This window comes from Neoakkermansia glycaniphila, assembly GCF_001683795.1.
GTDB lineage: Bacteria > Verrucomicrobiota > Verrucomicrobiia > Verrucomicrobiales > Akkermansiaceae > Akkermansia > Akkermansia glycaniphila.
Window position 1 is genome coordinate 81278 of record NZ_LIGX01000038.1, and the last position, 17539, is coordinate 98816.

Annotated in this window: 16 protein-coding genes; all 16 read left to right on the top strand. The window is 58.7% G+C overall.

Annotated features, from left to right (window positions below; genetic code table 11):
* Nucleotides 1-16 precede the first annotated feature (16 nt).
* The 16 genes from AC781_RS10920 to AC781_RS10995 all read left to right on the top strand — a co-directional run bounded on the left by AC781_RS10920 (nt 17) and on the right by AC781_RS10995 (nt 17532).
* Nucleotides 17-388, top strand: a complete 372-nt coding sequence (locus AC781_RS10920) for an FtsB family cell division protein (protein WP_083076303.1) — start codon at nt 17-19, stop codon at nt 386-388.
* Nucleotides 389-436: 48 nt separating this feature from the next.
* Entirely contained in the window at nt 437-1999 is a 1563-nt protein-coding gene (locus AC781_RS10925; protein WP_067771685.1) for a hypothetical protein, read from the top strand.
* A gap of 15 nt (nt 2000-2014) precedes the next feature.
* The gene (locus AC781_RS10930; RefSeq protein ID WP_067771681.1) at nt 2015-2263 is read left to right on the top strand and encodes a hypothetical protein; all 249 of its coding nucleotides are present in this window, start codon (nt 2015-2017) and stop codon (nt 2261-2263) included.
* 3 nt (nt 2264-2266) lie between these two features.
* Nucleotides 2267-3286, top strand: coding sequence for a chorismate-binding protein (locus AC781_RS10935; protein WP_067771677.1), 1020 nt, complete (start codon nt 2267-2269; stop codon nt 3284-3286).
* A 166-nt stretch (nt 3287-3452) separates the two neighbouring features.
* Nucleotides 3453-4859 carry a sugar transferase gene (locus AC781_RS10940; protein WP_067771674.1) on the top strand — a complete coding sequence of 469 codons (1407 nt, stop codon included), beginning with the start codon at nt 3453-3455 and terminating at the stop codon, nt 4857-4859.
* Nucleotides 4860-4874: 15 nt separating this feature from the next.
* A complete protein-coding gene (locus tag AC781_RS10945) occupies nt 4875-5336 on the top strand; it encodes a tRNA (cytidine(34)-2'-O)-methyltransferase (protein WP_067771671.1) in 462 nt (153 codons plus the stop codon).
* 5 nt (nt 5337-5341) lie between these two features.
* The gene (locus AC781_RS10950; protein ID WP_067771668.1) at nt 5342-5899 is read left to right on the top strand and encodes a ribonuclease H-like domain-containing protein; all 558 of its coding nucleotides are present in this window, start codon (nt 5342-5344) and stop codon (nt 5897-5899) included.
* Nucleotides 5900-6139: 240 nt separating this feature from the next.
* Nucleotides 6140-6736 (top strand): RNA recognition motif domain-containing protein, encoded by a 597-nt coding sequence (locus AC781_RS13465; RefSeq protein ID WP_083076302.1) that lies wholly within the window; start codon nt 6140-6142, stop codon nt 6734-6736.
* A 163-nt stretch (nt 6737-6899) separates the two neighbouring features.
* A complete protein-coding gene (locus AC781_RS10960; protein WP_067771665.1) occupies nt 6900-7751 on the top strand; it encodes an FKBP-type peptidyl-prolyl cis-trans isomerase N-terminal domain-containing protein in 852 nt (283 codons plus the stop codon).
* A 172-nt stretch (nt 7752-7923) separates the two neighbouring features.
* Complete coding sequence (galK, locus tag AC781_RS10965; protein ID WP_067771662.1) at nt 7924-9102, top strand: galactokinase; 1179 nt, start codon at nt 7924-7926, stop codon at nt 9100-9102.
* Nucleotides 9103-9381: 279 nt separating this feature from the next.
* Nucleotides 9382-11442 (top strand): sodium:solute symporter family transporter, encoded by a 2061-nt coding sequence (locus AC781_RS10970; protein ID WP_083076321.1) that lies wholly within the window; start codon nt 9382-9384, stop codon nt 11440-11442.
* A 151-nt stretch (nt 11443-11593) separates the two neighbouring features.
* Entirely contained in the window at nt 11594-13813 is a 2220-nt protein-coding gene (locus AC781_RS10975; protein ID WP_172801784.1) for an NPCBM/NEW2 domain-containing protein, read from the top strand.
* 84 nt (nt 13814-13897) lie between these two features.
* Complete coding sequence (locus tag AC781_RS10980) at nt 13898-14752, top strand: TerC family protein (protein WP_067771653.1); 855 nt, start codon at nt 13898-13900, stop codon at nt 14750-14752.
* 9 nt (nt 14753-14761) lie between these two features.
* Nucleotides 14762-15832, top strand: coding sequence for an Mrp/NBP35 family ATP-binding protein (locus tag AC781_RS10985; RefSeq protein WP_067771650.1), 1071 nt, complete (start codon nt 14762-14764; stop codon nt 15830-15832).
* A 140-nt stretch (nt 15833-15972) separates the two neighbouring features.
* Complete coding sequence (locus AC781_RS10990; protein WP_067771647.1) at nt 15973-16485, top strand: glucosaminidase domain-containing protein; 513 nt, start codon at nt 15973-15975, stop codon at nt 16483-16485.
* Between the two features lie 165 nt (nt 16486-16650).
* A complete protein-coding gene (locus AC781_RS10995) occupies nt 16651-17532 on the top strand; it encodes a thioredoxin family protein (RefSeq protein ID WP_176712461.1) in 882 nt (293 codons plus the stop codon).
* The last annotated feature ends 7 nt before the right edge of the window (nt 17533-17539 follow it).

Consider the following 17539-nt stretch of genomic DNA (forward strand, 5'->3'; position numbering starts at 1 on the left):
GGTCGAGCAGCAAGTTATGTTTCGACTGTTTCACAGACACCGGCAACGCCCCACGCTGGAAGAGGTGGAGATGCGCCGCGCGGCACGCGCCGACGGCCTGAAAAGCCTTCTTCCGGTGATGGGGATCATTCTGCTGGTGATTCTGTTTTTCCTGCTGACGCTGATCGTCTTCCGCCCGTTGCGGGATCTGCGGCGGCTGGAGCAGGACAAGGCTGCGATGCAGGGTAAGCTGGAGGATGCCAAGGCCGACCACGAGAAGGCCCGCAACGAGTTCCGGTGGATGGCTGATCCTGAGTATTTTGAAAATGTGGCGCGCGACCGGGCCAATCTGGCAAAACCCGGAGAAACGATTCTGCGCCAGCCGGAAGCATTGCCTCAAAAGCGCTAATTCCATGCTTGAAAACGGCTGGGGCGCATGCTAGGCTGTGACGACACTATGGCACGGCGCAGACGAAAGAGCAAGGGACCCAAGACGGGCGTGAACTGGAAACGCAGGCTGACGATCATCGCGGCCGCGCTGGTGCTGGTTTGCCTGCTGGCCGTCGGGGGCGGCTACCTGTGGCTGACTTCCTATCTTTCCGGCTCTTCCTTCCGCTCTTCTCTGGAAGACCGCTTCATGCGCGAATTGCGCGCCGACCACGTGGCGCTGGGCAATCTCGACTGGGCAGGCGGCAAGATCGGCATGCCGAAGGCGCAGGTGGAAATGCGCGGCGCGCTGAATATGGCCGATGCGCGTGATATCGAGGTGAGCCTCAACCGCTCCGCCCTGTGGGACCGTCTGTGCCATATCCCGATGCTGAACATCAGGTCGCTGGATGTGCGGCTCGATCTCTCCCGCCGCGATGTCGAGCTGCCTGCCTACGAGGCTGTCGAGAAAGGTTTCTTCGATTCCTTCGCCCCGAATAAGACGCGGGTTGACCGGGTTATCATCCGCCAGCTGGATGTGGACGCGGTGGACGGCCCCAGCTCCTATTCCCTGCAGAATGCCAGGGTGACTGTCAAGCCGGGCCTCAAGCTGGATTCCTTTTCGGCTTCCATTCAGGGCGGCACGTTGAAGCTTCCTCTGGAATGGGTGCGCGAGTCCGAGCTGGAATCCATGACCGCTTCCTACACGAACGGCAATCTGGAGCTGCGCGACGGTATTTTCCGGACGAATCCCGGCAATATCGTGCTGGAGCGTGCTTCGTGGGATCGCACCGACAATCTTTGGAGCCTGTTGCTGCGCGTAAACAATGCCAATGTGGAGCGTCTGCTCAATCCGGACTGGAAGAAGAAGCTGACTGGCTCCCTCCTCGGGAATGTGCGGATGGACGGCGATGCTTCGGGCATCCGCCACGTTTCGGGCAAGGTGAATCTGGTTGGCGGCCGGTTGACGGCTCTGCCCGTGCTTGAACGCCTTTCGACGCTCTGGGACGAGCGTTACCGGAGCCTTTCGCTGGACGAGGCCGGGGCGACTTTTTCCTTCCCGTACAACGATCCAGAGAAGAATATCCGCAATGCGTGGATGATTCGGAATATCAACGTCGTCAGCAAGGGGATGATTCATGTGAAGGGCTATGCCATCATCGGGCAGGACAGGCGCTTGAGCGGCACGCTCCAGATCGGCATTCCGGCCCGTTACGTCGAGATGGTGCCGATGCTCAAGGAGGCCGTGTTCAATGTGCGTCACGAGCCTGACGGGGGTATGCTCTGGGCCAATATGAACCTTTCGGGTACGATAGACGCTCCGGAAGACGATCTCGTGGTGAGGGCTTTTTCCGCTCTCGGTTCGGCGACTCTCGGCGCCGCGACGAATGCTGCTGCCGGAGTGGCGAATACGGCTGCCGGTACTCTGAAGAATCTCGTCTCGCCCTCGGGCGGCGATAAGGAAGCCGGTGAAGAGGAGGAAGACGGCAAGAAGGATGAAGACCAGCCCGGCGGCTTGCTCAATAAGGCTGTGGACGGCGCCGGAAAGGCTCTTGATACCGCAAGCGATGCGCTGAAAAAGCTTCCTCTTTGAACGAAAGTCCCAGTTATGAAAAGAATCATTCATCCGTCGAATTTCATCGAATGCACGGGCATTGTGATCGACCGTTTCGCCGAAACGGCGTTTCATGCCAGCTTGCCCAACGGCAAGGAGTGCGTGGCTTTCGTGGAGAAAAAACAGGCCCCTCTGCGCGATCTGCTGAAACCCGGCGACCGGGTGCGCCTGACCTTGTGCCCGGCCGATATGGATCGCGCCCGCGTGGACGCCCTGCTGGAGGATGAACCTCGGACGAAGTAGGCGATGAAGGCGGAAGAGATCATCCAATGCCCGGCAGGCGCGATGTTCCGCCACCCGGAGAAGGGGCTTGTGATCGGTGTGGGGCCGTTCGAGGAGTGCGCCGACTGGCCGGAAGGCAGGACGGCCTTTTATGTGAACGATTTTTTCCTCTCGGCGGCAAAGCCCTGGAAGATTCCTTCGGAGGTTGTCGTCCTGTCCGAGTCTTGTCTCCGGAAGGAGCCGTTGCCCGTGCAATGGGAGGCTCCGTCCCCTGCGGCATTCGTGCAGGTCTTTGAAGAAATTGCCCGCGAGTTGAAATCCGGACGACTGGTGAAGACGGTGCCTGCCGTGGCGGAAAAGGGAGTGATCGGCGAAGGGCATTCTCCAAAGGAAATCGTGCTTGCTGCGGCTTCTGCGCCGGATTACCTGTATCCCTATGCCTTTTGGGAGGGCGATCGCGGTATCTGCGGCGCGACTCCCGAGATTCTGTTCCGCCAGAGGGGCAGGCGGCTGGAGACGATGGCTCTGGCGGGAACCGCCCGGCCGGAGGATATCGAGGTGTTCCGCGACGATGCCAAGGAAATTCACGAGCATGAGATCGTCGTTCGGGCGCTCCTCTCCCGTCTCTCGCCGCACGGCAATCTGGTGCGTGCGCCTAGGGGGATCATGGAGCTGGGTTCTCTGGTGCATTTTCTGACTCCCTTGGCTCTGGATGCCGATGAAGACCTGTCGCCCGGTTTCTGGCTGAATCTGTTGCACCCCACTCCCGCACTGGGGTGCCAGCCCTGCACGCCGGAGACTCTCGGCCTGCTGAAGCAGTGGCGGGAGAGGCTGCGCTGCCCGGCGTCTTTCGGGGCCCCGTTCGGCCTCGGCATGGATGGGGAGGTAATCATGCTGGTCGCCATCCGCGGCGTGGAGTGGAGGGGGAACCGCCTGTCGCTGACGGCTGGCGGGGGGATTGTGGAAGCGTCGTCCGTGACGCACGAATGGCGCGAATTCGGCCTGAAACGCGCTGCCATCAGGCGGGTGCTGGGGCTTGCCTGACCGCAGCTGCGCCGCTCGGCGGCTCCGGAAAACAGGAGTTTGTCCGGTTATTTTTCTATGGTCCTCATGTTGAGTTCCGTATTCTGTTATACGCGTGTGCAGGCAAGTCTTGACATTTGTTGCAACAATGCTAATCTTTTCGCAGGTTTCTCTCTCTATATTTTTCATGACAAAAGACAGCTCGTTTTACATCCGCTTTTTCAAGGTGCTCGATATGGGGCTTGTGGCTCTTTCCATTTGGGTTTCATGCCATCTTGTCGTGCTGCTTGCGCCATTGTTCCATTGGGAAGGGGTGTTTTATCCGGATGCGTTCGACTGGGCTCCGTGGAAGGTGTGGACGGTGGTGGTGGCTGTGCCTTTGATCCTGGAGCGGTACGGATTTTACCGGAAACGCAATTTGCAGCGGCCGGCCCGCGCCGTCCAGCAATTGTGCAAGTTCATGGTTTGTGTGGGCGTGCTGCTGTCTCTGTACCTGCTGTGGCTGCAGTCCATCGACCTCAATGTGAAGCGCCTGTTGTGGGTCGGTTGTGCGCTGGTGCCGATCGTTTTGTTCGTGCGGTACTATCTCTGCTACCGGTATATGACCCGCGAGCATGCCGATGCGGAGCAGTTGACGAGCGTTGTACTGATGGGCAAGCATTCCAAGCAGATGGCGATGTGGGAATCGTTGCCGGACGACTGGAGAAAGTCGTTCAACGTGGTGGGTGTTTACGATCCCGACATGATGACGCTCGACGAGTTCGAGCAGCTGATCGTCGTGCACAGCGTGGAGCAGGTGGTCGTGTTCGGCAAGCTGGCCGAGGCGATGCTCACGAGGGAGGCCTGTGAACTGTGCGATCTGCAGGGGATCGATGTTTGCCTGTGCGTCGATAATCTCTCCGCCACGGAAAAGATGCCCCGTTATGAAACCGTGGGGAACAAGGGTTTCCTCATTTTCCGCAATGCGCCCGTGTTGTCGTGGCAGATGTTCTTCAAGAACGTGCTGGACAAGGTGGGGGCGCTCTGCCTGCTGCTGGTGAGCAGCCCCTTGTGGCTGATTGCGATCATCGGCATCAAGGTGTCCGATCCGAAGGGCCCCGTCTTCTACAAGCAGAAACGCTCCGGCTTGTATGGCAAGCCGTTCAATATGTGGAAATTCCGGTCGATGTACGTGGATGCGGAACAGCGGCTGGAGGAAGTAAAGCGCGAATATGGCAACGATATGTCGGGCCCCATCTTCAAGCTGAAGAACGATCCCCGCATTTTCCGCTTCGGCAGCTTCATCCGTAAAACATCCATCGATGAACTTCCCCAGCTGTTCAATGTGTTGACGGGCGATATGAGCCTCGTCGGCCCCCGCCCGCTGCCCGTGTACGAAACGGCGGCCCTGCCGAACATCAAGGACCGCCGCCGCATGAGCGTGAAGCCCGGCCTGACCTGCTACTGGCAGATCGAAGGGCGTTCGTCCACGACGGATTTCGACCAGCTGATCGCCAAGGATCTGAAATATGTCGATACATGGAGTTTCTGGCTCGACATCCGGCTGCTCTTGCGTACGATACCTGCAGTCCTTTTCCGCAGGGGCGCCGAATAGAACAGAAAAGCAAGCGTGTACCACATCGTCCTCTTTCAGCCAGAAATCCCCCACAACGCAGGAGCAGCCGGAAGGCTCGCCGTCGCGACAAACTCGGCTCTGCATCTCATCAAGCCGCTGGGTTTCAGCCTGGACGAGAAGCATATCCGCCGCACGGGGCTGGATTACTGGCAGTATGTGGATCTTCACCTGTGGGATTCGCTGGATGAGCTTTGTGCCGCGGCCGATCCGGACGCCCGTTTCTGGTACCTCTCCACCAAGGCCAGCGTGGCGCACTGGGATGCGCCGATCAGGGATGGAGATTACTTCGTGTTCGGCCCCGAGTCCCGCGGCCTGCCCGAGAGCTGGATATACGGACATCCTGAGACCGCCCTGCGCATCCCCATGAGCGGGGAGCATGCCCGCAGCCTGAATCTTTCCACCGCCGTGGCCGTCGTCCTTTACGAAGGGATGCGCCGCTTGTCCCTACCTCGATAAACGCCATGCAAGATATCGTCTATTTCGACTTGGAAACGCGCCGTTCGGCTGCCCAGGTGGGCGGCTGGCACCAGACGGCCAAGATGGGTATTTCCGTCTCCGTCACCTATTCGACGAAACTCGACGAATACAGGATTTATACCGAAGAGGAAACCGGTGCGCTGATCGACCAGCTCCGCGGGGCGGATCTCGTCGTCGGGTACAACCACGTCGGCTTCGACTACGGCGTCGTGCAGCCCCATACCTTGTGGAATATCGGCGAGATGACGCGCAACCTCGACCTTTGCACCGATTTGTCGGAAAAAATCGGCCATCGCCTCAAGCTCGATTCCGTCGCGACGGCCAGCCTCGGCCTGACGAAGACGGCGGAAGGTACGGATGCCCTCAAATGGTGGGCCGAGTACGAGCAGACGAAGGAAGTGTCGAAGCTGATCGATATTGCCTACTATTGCTGCTACGATGTGAAGGTGACGATGGCCGTGCACCGTTTCGGGGTTGAGAACGGTTATGTCCTCTACGACGACAGGAACGGAAATATCGTCAAAATCGCCGTCGATTGGTAAGATGCGGGGTGTCGATTTTTTTCCGGCCGGATGACTCGAAGCGTGCTTGCCATCCTGACGCGATGGGGTAGCATGAGCAAGCTTCCGCGGGAATAAGCGTATGTTAGGTATTGTCATGCGTCTCTCCCTTTCCGCGCCGTGCCGCGTATGCAGCGGTATCTGAAGCCCCAAATGCCGGGTATCCTTGCATGAGCATCCCGGCCAGTGCAACCGACCAAAACACCATATTCCAACGATAACATGTCGCAACACCAAACACATGGAAGACAAGGGCAGGGTTCCCGCCGTCGCTCCTACAACAAGAGCAACTACCGCCGTGGCGAAGGAAGCCACCGCATGCCTCGCCCGGAACAGCCTCCCGTCAAACTGACTTTCTGGCAGAAGCTGCTGAAGGCGATCGGCCTCTACAAGCCGGCCCCGCCCGTGAAGCGCAGCGCTCCCCGCACCAATACGCGGGTCGCCGGCGAATCAAGGCCCCCGCAGAAGGAACGCCGCGCCTCCTTCTCCAAGGCTCCGACTTCCAGCCCCCGCCTGTACATCGGCAATCTCTCCTACGAAGCTTCGGAAGTCGATATCGAAGAACTGTTCAAGGGTATCGGCGATGTCAAGAGCGTGGAAATCATCTACAACCCCCGCACGCACAAGTCCAAGGGCTACGGCTTTGTGGAAATGTACCAGATGGGCGATGCTGCCCGCTGCGTGGAAGTTCTTCATGGCCAGCCCTTCATGGGCCGCGAGCTCATGGTGAGCGCCGCCAACGAAAGGCAGGAACGCCAGGACGACAGGCAGCCCGCCGATCGCCAGGAGCCGGCCGGGTTCGATCCGGACGACGTTTGATTCCGTTCCTCTCGTTTTTTACCGGGCCGCAGCACAAGCTGCGGCCTTTTTTGCGTCGTTGTGCGGCCTGTGCCGGATATTGCGTATTTTCTTCTTTTATTTGAACGTGGGACGTGATTCAATGTCTCACCTACAACCTTCAAGAATTCATTCCTGATATCACATGAAAACAATTCGCAAGATGATGTGCGCGACTGCCTTGGCAGCCGTCTCCCTCAATGGCATGGCCCAGGATGCTCCCGCAGCCCCTGCCGCAGCTCCGGCTCCCGATAAGGAACAGAAAGCGGAAGCCCCCAAGCTGGACGATGAAACTGTCAAGCAGCGCGTGGGCTATTTCCTCGGCCACCGCATGGGGCAGCAGCTTGCGGAAATCCCGACGTTCAATCTGGACGATGTGGACGCGAACTCCCTTCTTCAGGGCATCAAGGATGGCCTGAACAACAAGGTGGACGACAAGATGAAGGAAGTCGAGCCCGCTCTCGACATTTTCCGCCAGCGCATGGACGAACGCTATGAAGCCAAGGCCGAGGCCAATCTCGAAGCCGGCAAGAAGTTCATGGAGGAAAATGCCAAGAAGCCCGGTGTGAAGACCCTTCCTTCCGGTGTTCAGTACATCGTGGTGAAGCCCGGCGGCGACGTCAAATACAATGTTGAGAAAGATGGGGACGATCCTACCTTCAAGCTCATGTACGAAGGCCGCCTGATCGACGGCACCGTGTTCGACAAGTCGGAAAAGCCCGTCGAATTCAAGCTGCAATTGATCCCCGGCTTTACCGATGCGCTCAAGGCGATGCCTGTCGGTGCGAAGTGGAAGGTGTTCATCCCCTCCGAACTGGCCTACAAGGAAGCCGGTCCCGGTATCATCGGGCCGAATTCTACGCTGATCTTCGACATCGAATTGCTGGAAATCATTCCCGGCAACTCCCCCGCCACGCCTCCGGCCGGCGGCGGTCAGCTCACGCCTGAAATGCTGCAGCAGCTTCTCGAAGCCCAGCAGCAGGGTGCAGCGAAGTAAGCTTCTCAGCCTTCCCGTTTTGTCAGTCCGCAGGGTTCGCCCTGCGGATTTTTTTTGTTGGTTTTTCCGGGTGTTGATTTCCCGCCGATCATGCGGAAGCCTCAACATTTTATTCAAGGTGCGTACTTTGGGATTGAGTCGCCGGGTTCATTTGTGTTATAGGTACTCCGCTATGGATTTAGAGCAACGCGAAATCAACGTGGGGACAATCAGTCCCTATTTTGAACAATACTTTGGTCATAAGCCGACAGTGGTGGCCGCCTCTCCCGGACGCGTGAACCTCATCGGGGAGCATACGGATTACAATAACGGGTTTGTCCTTCCGATGGCTCTTGAAAACAATTGCGTCGTTGCCGTCGCCCCGTCTCCTACGGGCAAGCACCGCTGGTGCGGCTCTCTGGGCGATACCATTTATGAAATCCCCGTGGAAGAAGCTTCCGAAAAGGGTGAACCCTTCTGGTCCAACTATGTGCGCGGCGTGGTCGCTCTGCTCGGACGCCGCGGCATCGAAGTAGGCCCCGTCGATATGCTGATCGACAGCAATGTGCCGCGCGGCGGCGGCCTTTCCTCCAGCGCCGCCTTGGAAGTGGCCGTCTGTACGGCTCTCGCCGCCCAGTTCGACGCCGATATTTCCTCGAAGGACAAGGCTTTGATCGGCCAGGCCGTCGAACACGAATTCGTCAACGTGCCCTGCGGGATCATGGATCAGTTCGTCTCCGCCCATGGCAAGAAGGGCCATGCCCTGATGCTCGACTGCGCCGATCTGGAATACAAGCTCATTCCGATGGACGATCCTGAAGTTTCCGTGCTCGTGCTCGACAGCGCGGTGAAGCACTCTCTCGCGGACGGAGCCTACGGGCAGCGCCGCAAGCAGTGCGAAGAAGCCGCCCGTATTCTCAACGTGCCTTCCCTGCGCGAAGCCGACCTGCAGATGGTGGAAGCAGCCAAGGCCGAACTCGGCGATGTGCGCTACCGCCGCGCCCGCCACGTGGTAGGTGAAAACAACCGCGTGCAGGCTTTTGCCGGAGCGATCGCCACGCGCAACTGGGATGCCGCCGGCGTCGCCATGCGCGGAAGCCATGCCTCCCTGCGCGACGATTATGAAGTTTCCTGCCCCGAGGTGGACACGCTCGTCTCCCTGTGCGACAGTATTCCCTCCGCCTCTTCCATCTACGGCGCACGCATGACGGGCGGCGGCTTCGGCGGCTGCATCGTGGCTCTCGTGAAGACGAAGGATGTGGACAAGGTCGGCCAGGAACTGCTGGATGCCTACCGTGCCGCCACCGGAATCGAGACGATTTATCTCGTGACCCGCGCAGGCGACGGTGCCCGGGTTCTCTCCAGAAAATAAAACTTTTTTACTTATACCTGTGATCATATGAACAAGATCAAACTCGCATTGGGCCTCCTCTCCCTCGTCGGGATGGGCGCATGGGCTCAGGAAGCTGCACCCGCTCCGGTCGATCCGGCTCCGGTGCAGGCAGTAGCGGCCGAAACTGCGCCTGCGGCACCTGCCGCCGCTCCGGCTGCCGCACAGCCCGCACCTGCTGCGGCCGTTGTGGAACAGGCGGCAACCGCTGAAGCCAAGGCTGCTCCGGTTCCTGCCGTCGAAGCCAACAAGCAACCCATGATTTCCGTGTGGGAAGCCATCGTGTTCTGCGTCGTCGTCATCGGCGTCATTTTCCTCGGCATCTGGAAAAGCCGTGATGAAAAAGACAGCGAAGACACGGACAAGGGCGCGTCCGACTACTTCCTTGCAGGCCGTGGCCTGTCCTGGTGGCTCGTCGGCTTCTCCCTGATCGCCGCCAATATCTCGACGGAGCAGTTCGTCGGCATGTCGGGCAAGGCCGCCGACTGGCTCGGCATGGCCATCGCCTCCTATGAATGGCTTGCGGCCATCACGCTCGTCGTCGTTGCCTTCTTCTTCCTGCCCAAGCTTTTGCGCGGCGGTGTGTACACCATTCCGGAATTCCTCGAATACCGCTACAATACGGGAGCCCGCGCCATCATGGCTCTGGCGACTCTCGTCATTCTCGTCGGCGTGCCGACGGCAGGTGTGATCTACTCCGGCGCGAAGGTGATTTCCGTCTTCTTCTTCAGCAGCGACATGGGTTCGTTTGAGCTCGGCCTTGCTGGCATCGCGTTCCCGTGGCCGATCCTGATCGGCTGTATCATCATCGCCCTCTGCGGCACCATCTATGTGTTCGTGGGCGGCCTGAAGGCCTGTGCCTGGACCGACCTCATCTGGGGCGCGGGCCTCATCGTGGGCGGCGGTGTGGTGGCCTACCTCGCCATGCAGGCTCTCGGTTCCGCCGATCCGGCTCACTTGATCCATTCCGCTTCCGCCAATTCCGGTGCGACCGTCGATTCCCTCAAGGATGCCGATGCGTGGAGCCGCCTGATGCAGCTCAATGCGGGCGATGTGGTCGATGGGGTGAACAGCGCCGGCGGCAAGCTTCACATGGCCCGTCCCGAAAACGATCCGGATATTCCCTGGACGGCTCTTTGCATCGGCCTCTGGATCCCGAACTTCTTCTACTGGGGCCTGAACCAGTACATCATGCAGCGCACGCTGGCTTCCAAATCCCTTGCCGAAGGCCAGCTCGGCATCGTGTTCGCCGCTTTCCTGAAGCTGATCATTCCGTTCGTGGTGGTGATTCCCGGCATTCTCGCCTACAATCTGTACCGTGACGATCTCCGTGCGGAAGCCGTGGTGAAGAACGCCGTCGAAATGAAGAAGCTCGAGAATAGCGAGAAAAGGGCCGTGACCGTGATTCATGTGACGGACAGCTATCTCATGGAGAATTCCACGGAGGGTTGTGCTTTCGTGAAGAAGAACGCCGAGTTGATGAAGGCGTCTCCCGATGTCGTCAAGGAACTGGATACGGCCATTTCCGCCCTGCAGGCCGACGTGGCCGACGAGTCGACGACCATGGCACAGCGTTCCCAGCTCATCAAGCCGATCGTCAAGATCAATGAAGAGTTCGTGAAGAAAGCCAAGAAGGACGACAAAACCTACGCCGTGACGGATAAGCTGGTCGGCTTCGACTACGATGCTTCCTTCCCGACGCTGCTCAAGAAGCTTCTGCCCGGTACGGGCTGGACGTGGTTCGTGCTGGCCGCCCTGTTCGGTGCGGTGGTGTCCTCGCTGGCTTCGATGCTGAACTCGGCATCGACCATCCTCACGATGGATATTTACAACAAGCTCCGCAAGGATGCCTCGTCCCGTTCTCTGGTGCGTTTCGGCAAGTTCGGCGTGCTCATCTGCGCCCTGATCGCCTTCATGATCGCTCCGTTCCTCGGCAGTCCGTCGTTCAACGGCATCTTCAACTACATTCAGGAGTTCCAGGGCTACCTGAGCCCCGGTGCGCTGTGCGTGTTCCTCTTCGGCTTCTTTGTGCCGAAGTGCCCGCGCTGCTTCGGCTGGATGGGTATCGTGATCAATGCCGTGCTGTACGGTTCCCTGGCTCTGGCCTATCCCGATATGGCGTTCCTGAACCGCATGGCGGTCTGCTTCGGCGTGATCGTGGTGGTCGGCCTCATCTTCACCATCGTGAATGCAGCCCGTGGCGGCGAAGCCATCGTGCTGCCTGCCAAGAACGAAGTCAGCCTCGAATCGTCTTCGAAGGCCAAGGTCTTCGGCGTATTCGTGATTATCTGTACGCTTCTTCTTTACTGGAAGTTCTGGTAAAGAACCGGATTTATCCGATCTTTGGAAAACCCCGTGGAGCAAGTCTCTGCGGGGTTTTTGCATGAAAGGGCGCAGAGGCATGATCGGAAAGGTGAAAGAATGGAGGGCATGCACGCGTATTCATGGAATGCTTCGTACATGGTTTTTGAGTATGTGCGCCTGTGCCGGTACGGCAGCCGGCGCTGCGCTGCCGCCCGTTGTTTCGGATCAGGATCTCGTGATGACCCGCCAGACGTGGGGGGAGGCTCGCCGTGATGTTTCCGTCGAAGGCAAGCCGCTGACCATCGGCGGCAAGGTGTACGCCTCCGGTATCGGCACGCATGCCATCAGTATGATCCCGGTGGATGTGCCTGCGGCAGCCGCCGTGCTGGAAGGCGCCTGCGGCATCGACGACGAGGCGAAAGGCGGTTCTGTTCAGTTCCGTGTGATGGACGGTTCGTCCGTGTTGTGGCAGTCCGCCGTGATGAAGAAGGGCATGCCTGCCGAGGCGTTCAAGGTGGCTTTGCCTGCAGGAGCCCGCAAGCTGTACCTGATGGCTCACTGGGTAGAGAACAGCGATAACGACCACGCCGACTGGGTCGATCTTGCATGGAAGGAAGGTCAGCGTGCAGCCGGCGATGCCCCGGTGCGCATTTCTGCGGCCGATTTCGGCATCAAACCCGGCGAAGGGAAGGGCGCGGGCAAGGCTTTGCGCGCGGCCATCTCCGCCGCTCGCAAGGCGGGCGGTTCAAGGCCGGTGGTGATCGAGCTGCCGAAGGGCGAATACCATTTCGACCGTGAGGAGGCGCTGGAGATGAGTTTCCATGTGTCGAACCACGACCAGCCGGAGATTCACCCCGTCGGCGTGCCGATGGTGGATCTGCAGAATGTGACGTTGAAGGGGAACGGTTCCGTGTTCGTGTTTCATGGCCGGATGATGCCTTTTCTGGTGATGGACAGCAGCGGCGTGAAGGTGGAAGGCATCGGAATCGACTATGCGCGGCCCTTCTATTCGGAAGGCCGCATCGTGAAGAACGAGGGCGGCAGTACGGAGCTTTCTCTGGACAGGAAGCTGTTTCCATACGAAGTGAAGAACGGGAGGTTTGAAGCCATTTACGACGACGGCAGCAGGTCGGGCATTCAGACGGCCATGGCATTCCAGAAGGATACGCTGCATATCGCCCCCGATACGAGCGATATTTCATGGAATGGCCGCTGCGAACAGCTGGAGAACGGCAATGTGCGGATGGAGTGGGATACGCAGGCCCGCGGGTTGAAGCCGGGCGATACGCTGGTGCTCCGCAACTGGGGACGCCCTCACCCCGCGATGGTGATTTACCGTGCGAGCGATACCGTGCTGAACGATGTGCCCTTCCACTGCTCGCAGGGGATGGCTCTGCTGGCGCAGCGGTGCGAGAATGTGACCATCCACGGTGGCGGTTGCGTGATTCGCCCCGGTTCGGAGCGGGTGTACACGGCCAGTGCGGATGCGACGCATTTTTCCAATACGAAAGGCTTGATCAAGGTGGAGGGAGCCCTGTACGAAGGGATGATGGACGATGCGATCAATGTGCATTCGACTTGTTTGTCGATTAAGGAAATCGTTTCCCCTAATACGATCAAATGCCGCTATATGCATTATCAGGCCGTCGGGTTCGAGGTGTTCCTGCCGGGTGAAAATCTCTGTTTCATCTCGGGGCGCACGTTGGAGAACGGCAGCACGGCGAAGGTGAAATCCGTTCGCAAGCTCAATACGAACGAATTGCTGGTTACGCTGGAAGGAGATCTGCCTGCCGGAGTGAAGGCCGGAGATGCCGTGGAGAATGCGGATTATTATCCTTCCGTGGTTTTCAATGGCAATACCATCCGCAACAATCGCGCCCGGGGTTCCCTGTTCACCACGCCGAAGAAGGTGGTCGTGGAGAATAATCTGTTCGACCATTCTTCCGGTTCCGCCATTCTTTTGGCCGGGGATGCGCAAGGCTGGTACGAGAGCGGCCGCTGCATGGATGTGGTGATCCGGAATAACAGGTTCCTGCATAATCTGACGTCGCGCTACCAGTTCACGGAAGGCATTATTGCCATTTATCCAGAAGTGAAGGATTTGGCGAATCAGAAGGAATACTACCACCACAATGTGCTGATCGAGGGCAATGAGTTCGTGACGCAGAACGTGCCGCTGGTATTCGCCATTTCGACGAAGGATCTCGTTTTCCGGGACAATAAGGTGACGTACGACGATAAGTACCGCAGCTGGAACACGAAGCCTTTCATCCTCCGCCGCTGCGCGGATGTGCTGATCGAAGGCAATAAGGTGAACCGCCCCGCATGGACGATCGACAGCTGCAAGCTGGAGATGACTCCGGCTTCGGCGGTCACGGTCAAGCCGTAAAACAAATGCAGCTCCTCCGCCTGCAAAAGATGACGGCAGAGGAGCTTGCCAGTATTCCCGTGTCCTGTTATTCTCGCGCCAGCAATGATTGCGGATATATTGACGACGTTCGAAAACCTGCCAGACGGGTTTTATACGGCAGCGGGCCTCCTGATTCTCGGCCTGATTTTGATTGAAGGACTTTTGTCCGTGGATAATGCGCTGGGGATTGCCGCCATGGCGGCGCACCTGCCCAAGCACCAGCAGAAGCCGGCGCTTCGCTGGGGGATCATCGGCGCCTATCTGTTCCGCGGTATCGCTCTGGCGACTGCGGCATGGCTCATGCACAATATGTGGGTGAAGTGGTTCGGGGCTGCGTATCTGATCTATCTGGCCTGCGAGCACCTGATGCTGCATCCGAAGGAGGAATCGCACGATGAGAGCGGGCAGGTGGCGAAGCTCGCGGGCAAGAGCTTCATTGCCACGATTTGCAGTATTGAGCTGATGGATCTTTCCCTTTCAATCGATAACGTGGTGGCGGCGGTCGCCATGGTGAACGGCGAGAAGCGCATTCCTGCGGAATTGCATATCTGGGTTGTCTGCCTTGGCGTGTTCATCGGCATTATCGCGCTTCGCGTCGTGGCGGGCTGGTGCATCGGCATTTTGGAGAAGCATCCGATCCTGAAGTATACGGCTTTCCTGCTGGTCGGCTTCGTCGGCATGGCGTTGATTACGGAGATGTCTCTGGCGCAGTTCGGCATCGAATGGCATCTCGGCATTCCGCTCAAGTTCGCCTGTATCATGGCTATCGTCGTGTCGAGCCTGTGGTATGAGCAGTCTCCCGCACTATACCGCGCCCTGCATCCGGTCGTTCACGTTTTCCGGGCCGTTTGTTCCGGCGTGACAATTGCGGTCGAATCCGTTATCATGCCTTGGAGATTTTTCAAAAAAACCAAATAAGGACGATTTATGAGCGAGCAGCCCCCATTGACACCGGAACTGATCCGCGCCGCGTTGACGACTGTCAAATATCCCGGCTTCAGCAGGGATATCGTGGCCTTCGGACTGGTCAAGAATATTGCCGTGACTCCCGATAATGAAGTGACGGTCGATCTCGTGATCGAGAGCAAGAATGCGGATATTCCGCGCTACATCTACGAAGGCGTGCAGGGTGTGATGAAGCACTTGCCCGGTGTGAAGCATGCGGATATCCGCATCGAGCACAAGGCTCCGGAAGTGAAGCAGGCGACCAATGACGACCCGGCGAGCTGGAAGGCGGCCGTGCCCGGCGTGAAGCATGTGATCGCCGTGGCCTCCGGCAAGGGCGGCGTGGGCAAGTCCACGGTGTCTGCCAATCTCGCCGTCGCGCTGTCGAAGCTCGGTTACAGGGTCGGCCTGCTTGACCTCGATATCTACGGCCCCTCCATGGCCCTGATGTTCGGCACCAAGGAGCGTCCCGGCGCAAACGATAATGATGAGTTCCTTCCGATCGAGGCTCATGGCATCAAGCTTCTTTCCCTTGGCCTGATGATCGAAGAGGATTCCCCCGTGGCCGTGCGAGGCCCGCTGGCGACCCGCTATGTGCAGCAGTTCCTCCGCAATGTGGAGTGGGGCGGCCTCGATTTCCTGATTCTCGATCTTCCTCCGGGTACGGGCGATATTCAGCTCACTATCGTGCAGACGGTGGAGCTGGCCGGCGCCGTGATCGTGACGACTCCGCAGGAAGTGGCGCTGATCGATGCCCGCAAGGCGATCGGCCTGTTCAAGAAGGTGGAAACGCCCATTCTCGGCGTGGTCGAGAATATGAGCTATTTCCTGTGTCCGTCCGATGGCAAGAAGTATTTCATCTTCGGCGAAGGCGGCGGCAGGAAGGAAGCGGATAAGCTGGGAGTGCCGCTGCTGGGGCAGATTCCCCTTGATGTGGATACGCGCACCTGCGGTGATGAAGGCCATCCGGTCGCGCTGGAAGATCCTGCCGCGAATCCCGTGTCCGCCGCTTTCCGCGAAGTGGCCGAAGCCTGCGCGAAGACGGTGCAATAAACGAAGTACCGGATTTTTTTGACAGGGCGCATCTTCGGATGCGCCCTTTTTTCGAGGGTTCGGCGACGTGCCGGAGGCGGGTGGAGCCGGGGGAGGAGCTTTCGGCTTGAGTAGCCGTTTTTTTGTGGTATGGTATTCGGATGAATTTTATTGCCGCTTTTTGCGTGACATTGCTGTGCCTGCCGCTGTTCGCCGATACGATCAGCGACCTGCGCCCAGCCATCCGGAAATCGGCTGTGGAACACGGTATCGACCCCGTGCTGATGGAGGCGATCATTCGCTTCGAGTCGGGCAACGGAAAGTCGAAGGCCGCGCGCCAGAAGAACAATTTCGGCGGCCTGATGAGGAAGCGCGGCGGGTTGCAGAAGTTCGAGACGCCCGAGCAGGGCGTGGAGGCCGTGGCCGTGCTGCTGGAAAAATACCGTGCTTCCGGGTTGACCTCGGTCGAGTCGATCGGCCGCCGTTATTGCCGGAGAAGTACGGGTCGCTGGGTGCGGAATATCAATTCCTACCGGAAAGCCATCGTGGAGGGGAAATATGGAGCCGTGGAGGAGGGCGGTGCGGCGGAGGCGGCCGGAAAGCGTTCGGGATCATGGTTTTCCCAGAATGCTCCGGACGATGAAAAGAAGTCGTCGGTAAGCGTCAGGCCGTGAGCGGCGAAGATGCTCCGGGACCAGGCAGGGGAGAATGACGGAAGAGTTGCAGTTTCATGGCAGATAGATTGAACGCAATGTGTTTTTTTTGACTCTAACCAATAGCAAGCAAGTTTTATGTTGAGTTCCGCCGCATCCATTGTTCTCTGTTGCACGATCAGTGTCGTGGATGAGCCTCGTACAGATCTTGTGTGGTTGGAGAATATCGAACAGGCTGTGCAGAAGGCGAAGGTGGAGCATAAATCCGTGTTGGCCAGTTTTCTGGGCCCGGATTGGGATGCCACCAGCCGAGCCGTGCGTGAGGAAGTGCTGCATACCCCGGCGTTTGCCGAATACGCGTCAAAACGTTTCGTCTGCGTTGAGATAAGGTTTCCGGGGTTCCGCCCGATATCGCCCGAGCGTTGCAAGTATAATACGGAGCTGAAGAACCGCTTTCAGGTAGGGTCATACCCCAGTCTGGTGCTTTTGGATGCCAACGGCCTGCCTTATGCCCAGGTGGTTGGCGGCGAGGAGCTGCTGGATGCGAACGAGTGGATCGGCCAGCTGAAGCTCACATTCAGGGTGAAGGAGAAGTTCGATGCCCTGATGCAGGATGCCCGGCATTCCAGCGGCATGGCCCGTGCGACTTTGCTGGCGCATGGCGTGGAGCTTATTCCGGAGAATTTGCAGCTTTGCTATGAGCCGGTGATGCAGGAAATCGTCAAGATGGATCCGGATGATATGCTGGGTTTCGCCAAAAAGCTGGATAAGCTGGTGCGGCACCGGGATCAGAGCGAGAGGCTCGACACGTTGCGCGATCTCGTGTCGGACCAGAAGTTCGATGAAGCGGATGTGATGGTGGATGAGATGCTCGCCAGCACGGATCTCCTGCCCGAGATGCGCCAGAAGCTGCTGGCCCGTTACCAGATGCACCGCTACGCCGTGCGCAAGAAGGATATGCGCAAGGCCTACGAGATTCTCAAGGCCGCCTACGATGCGGCTCCTTCTTCGGAGATGGCTCCGAAGCTGAAGGAACAGCTGACCCGCATGAAGCTGTACGTCGAGTAGGGCGTTG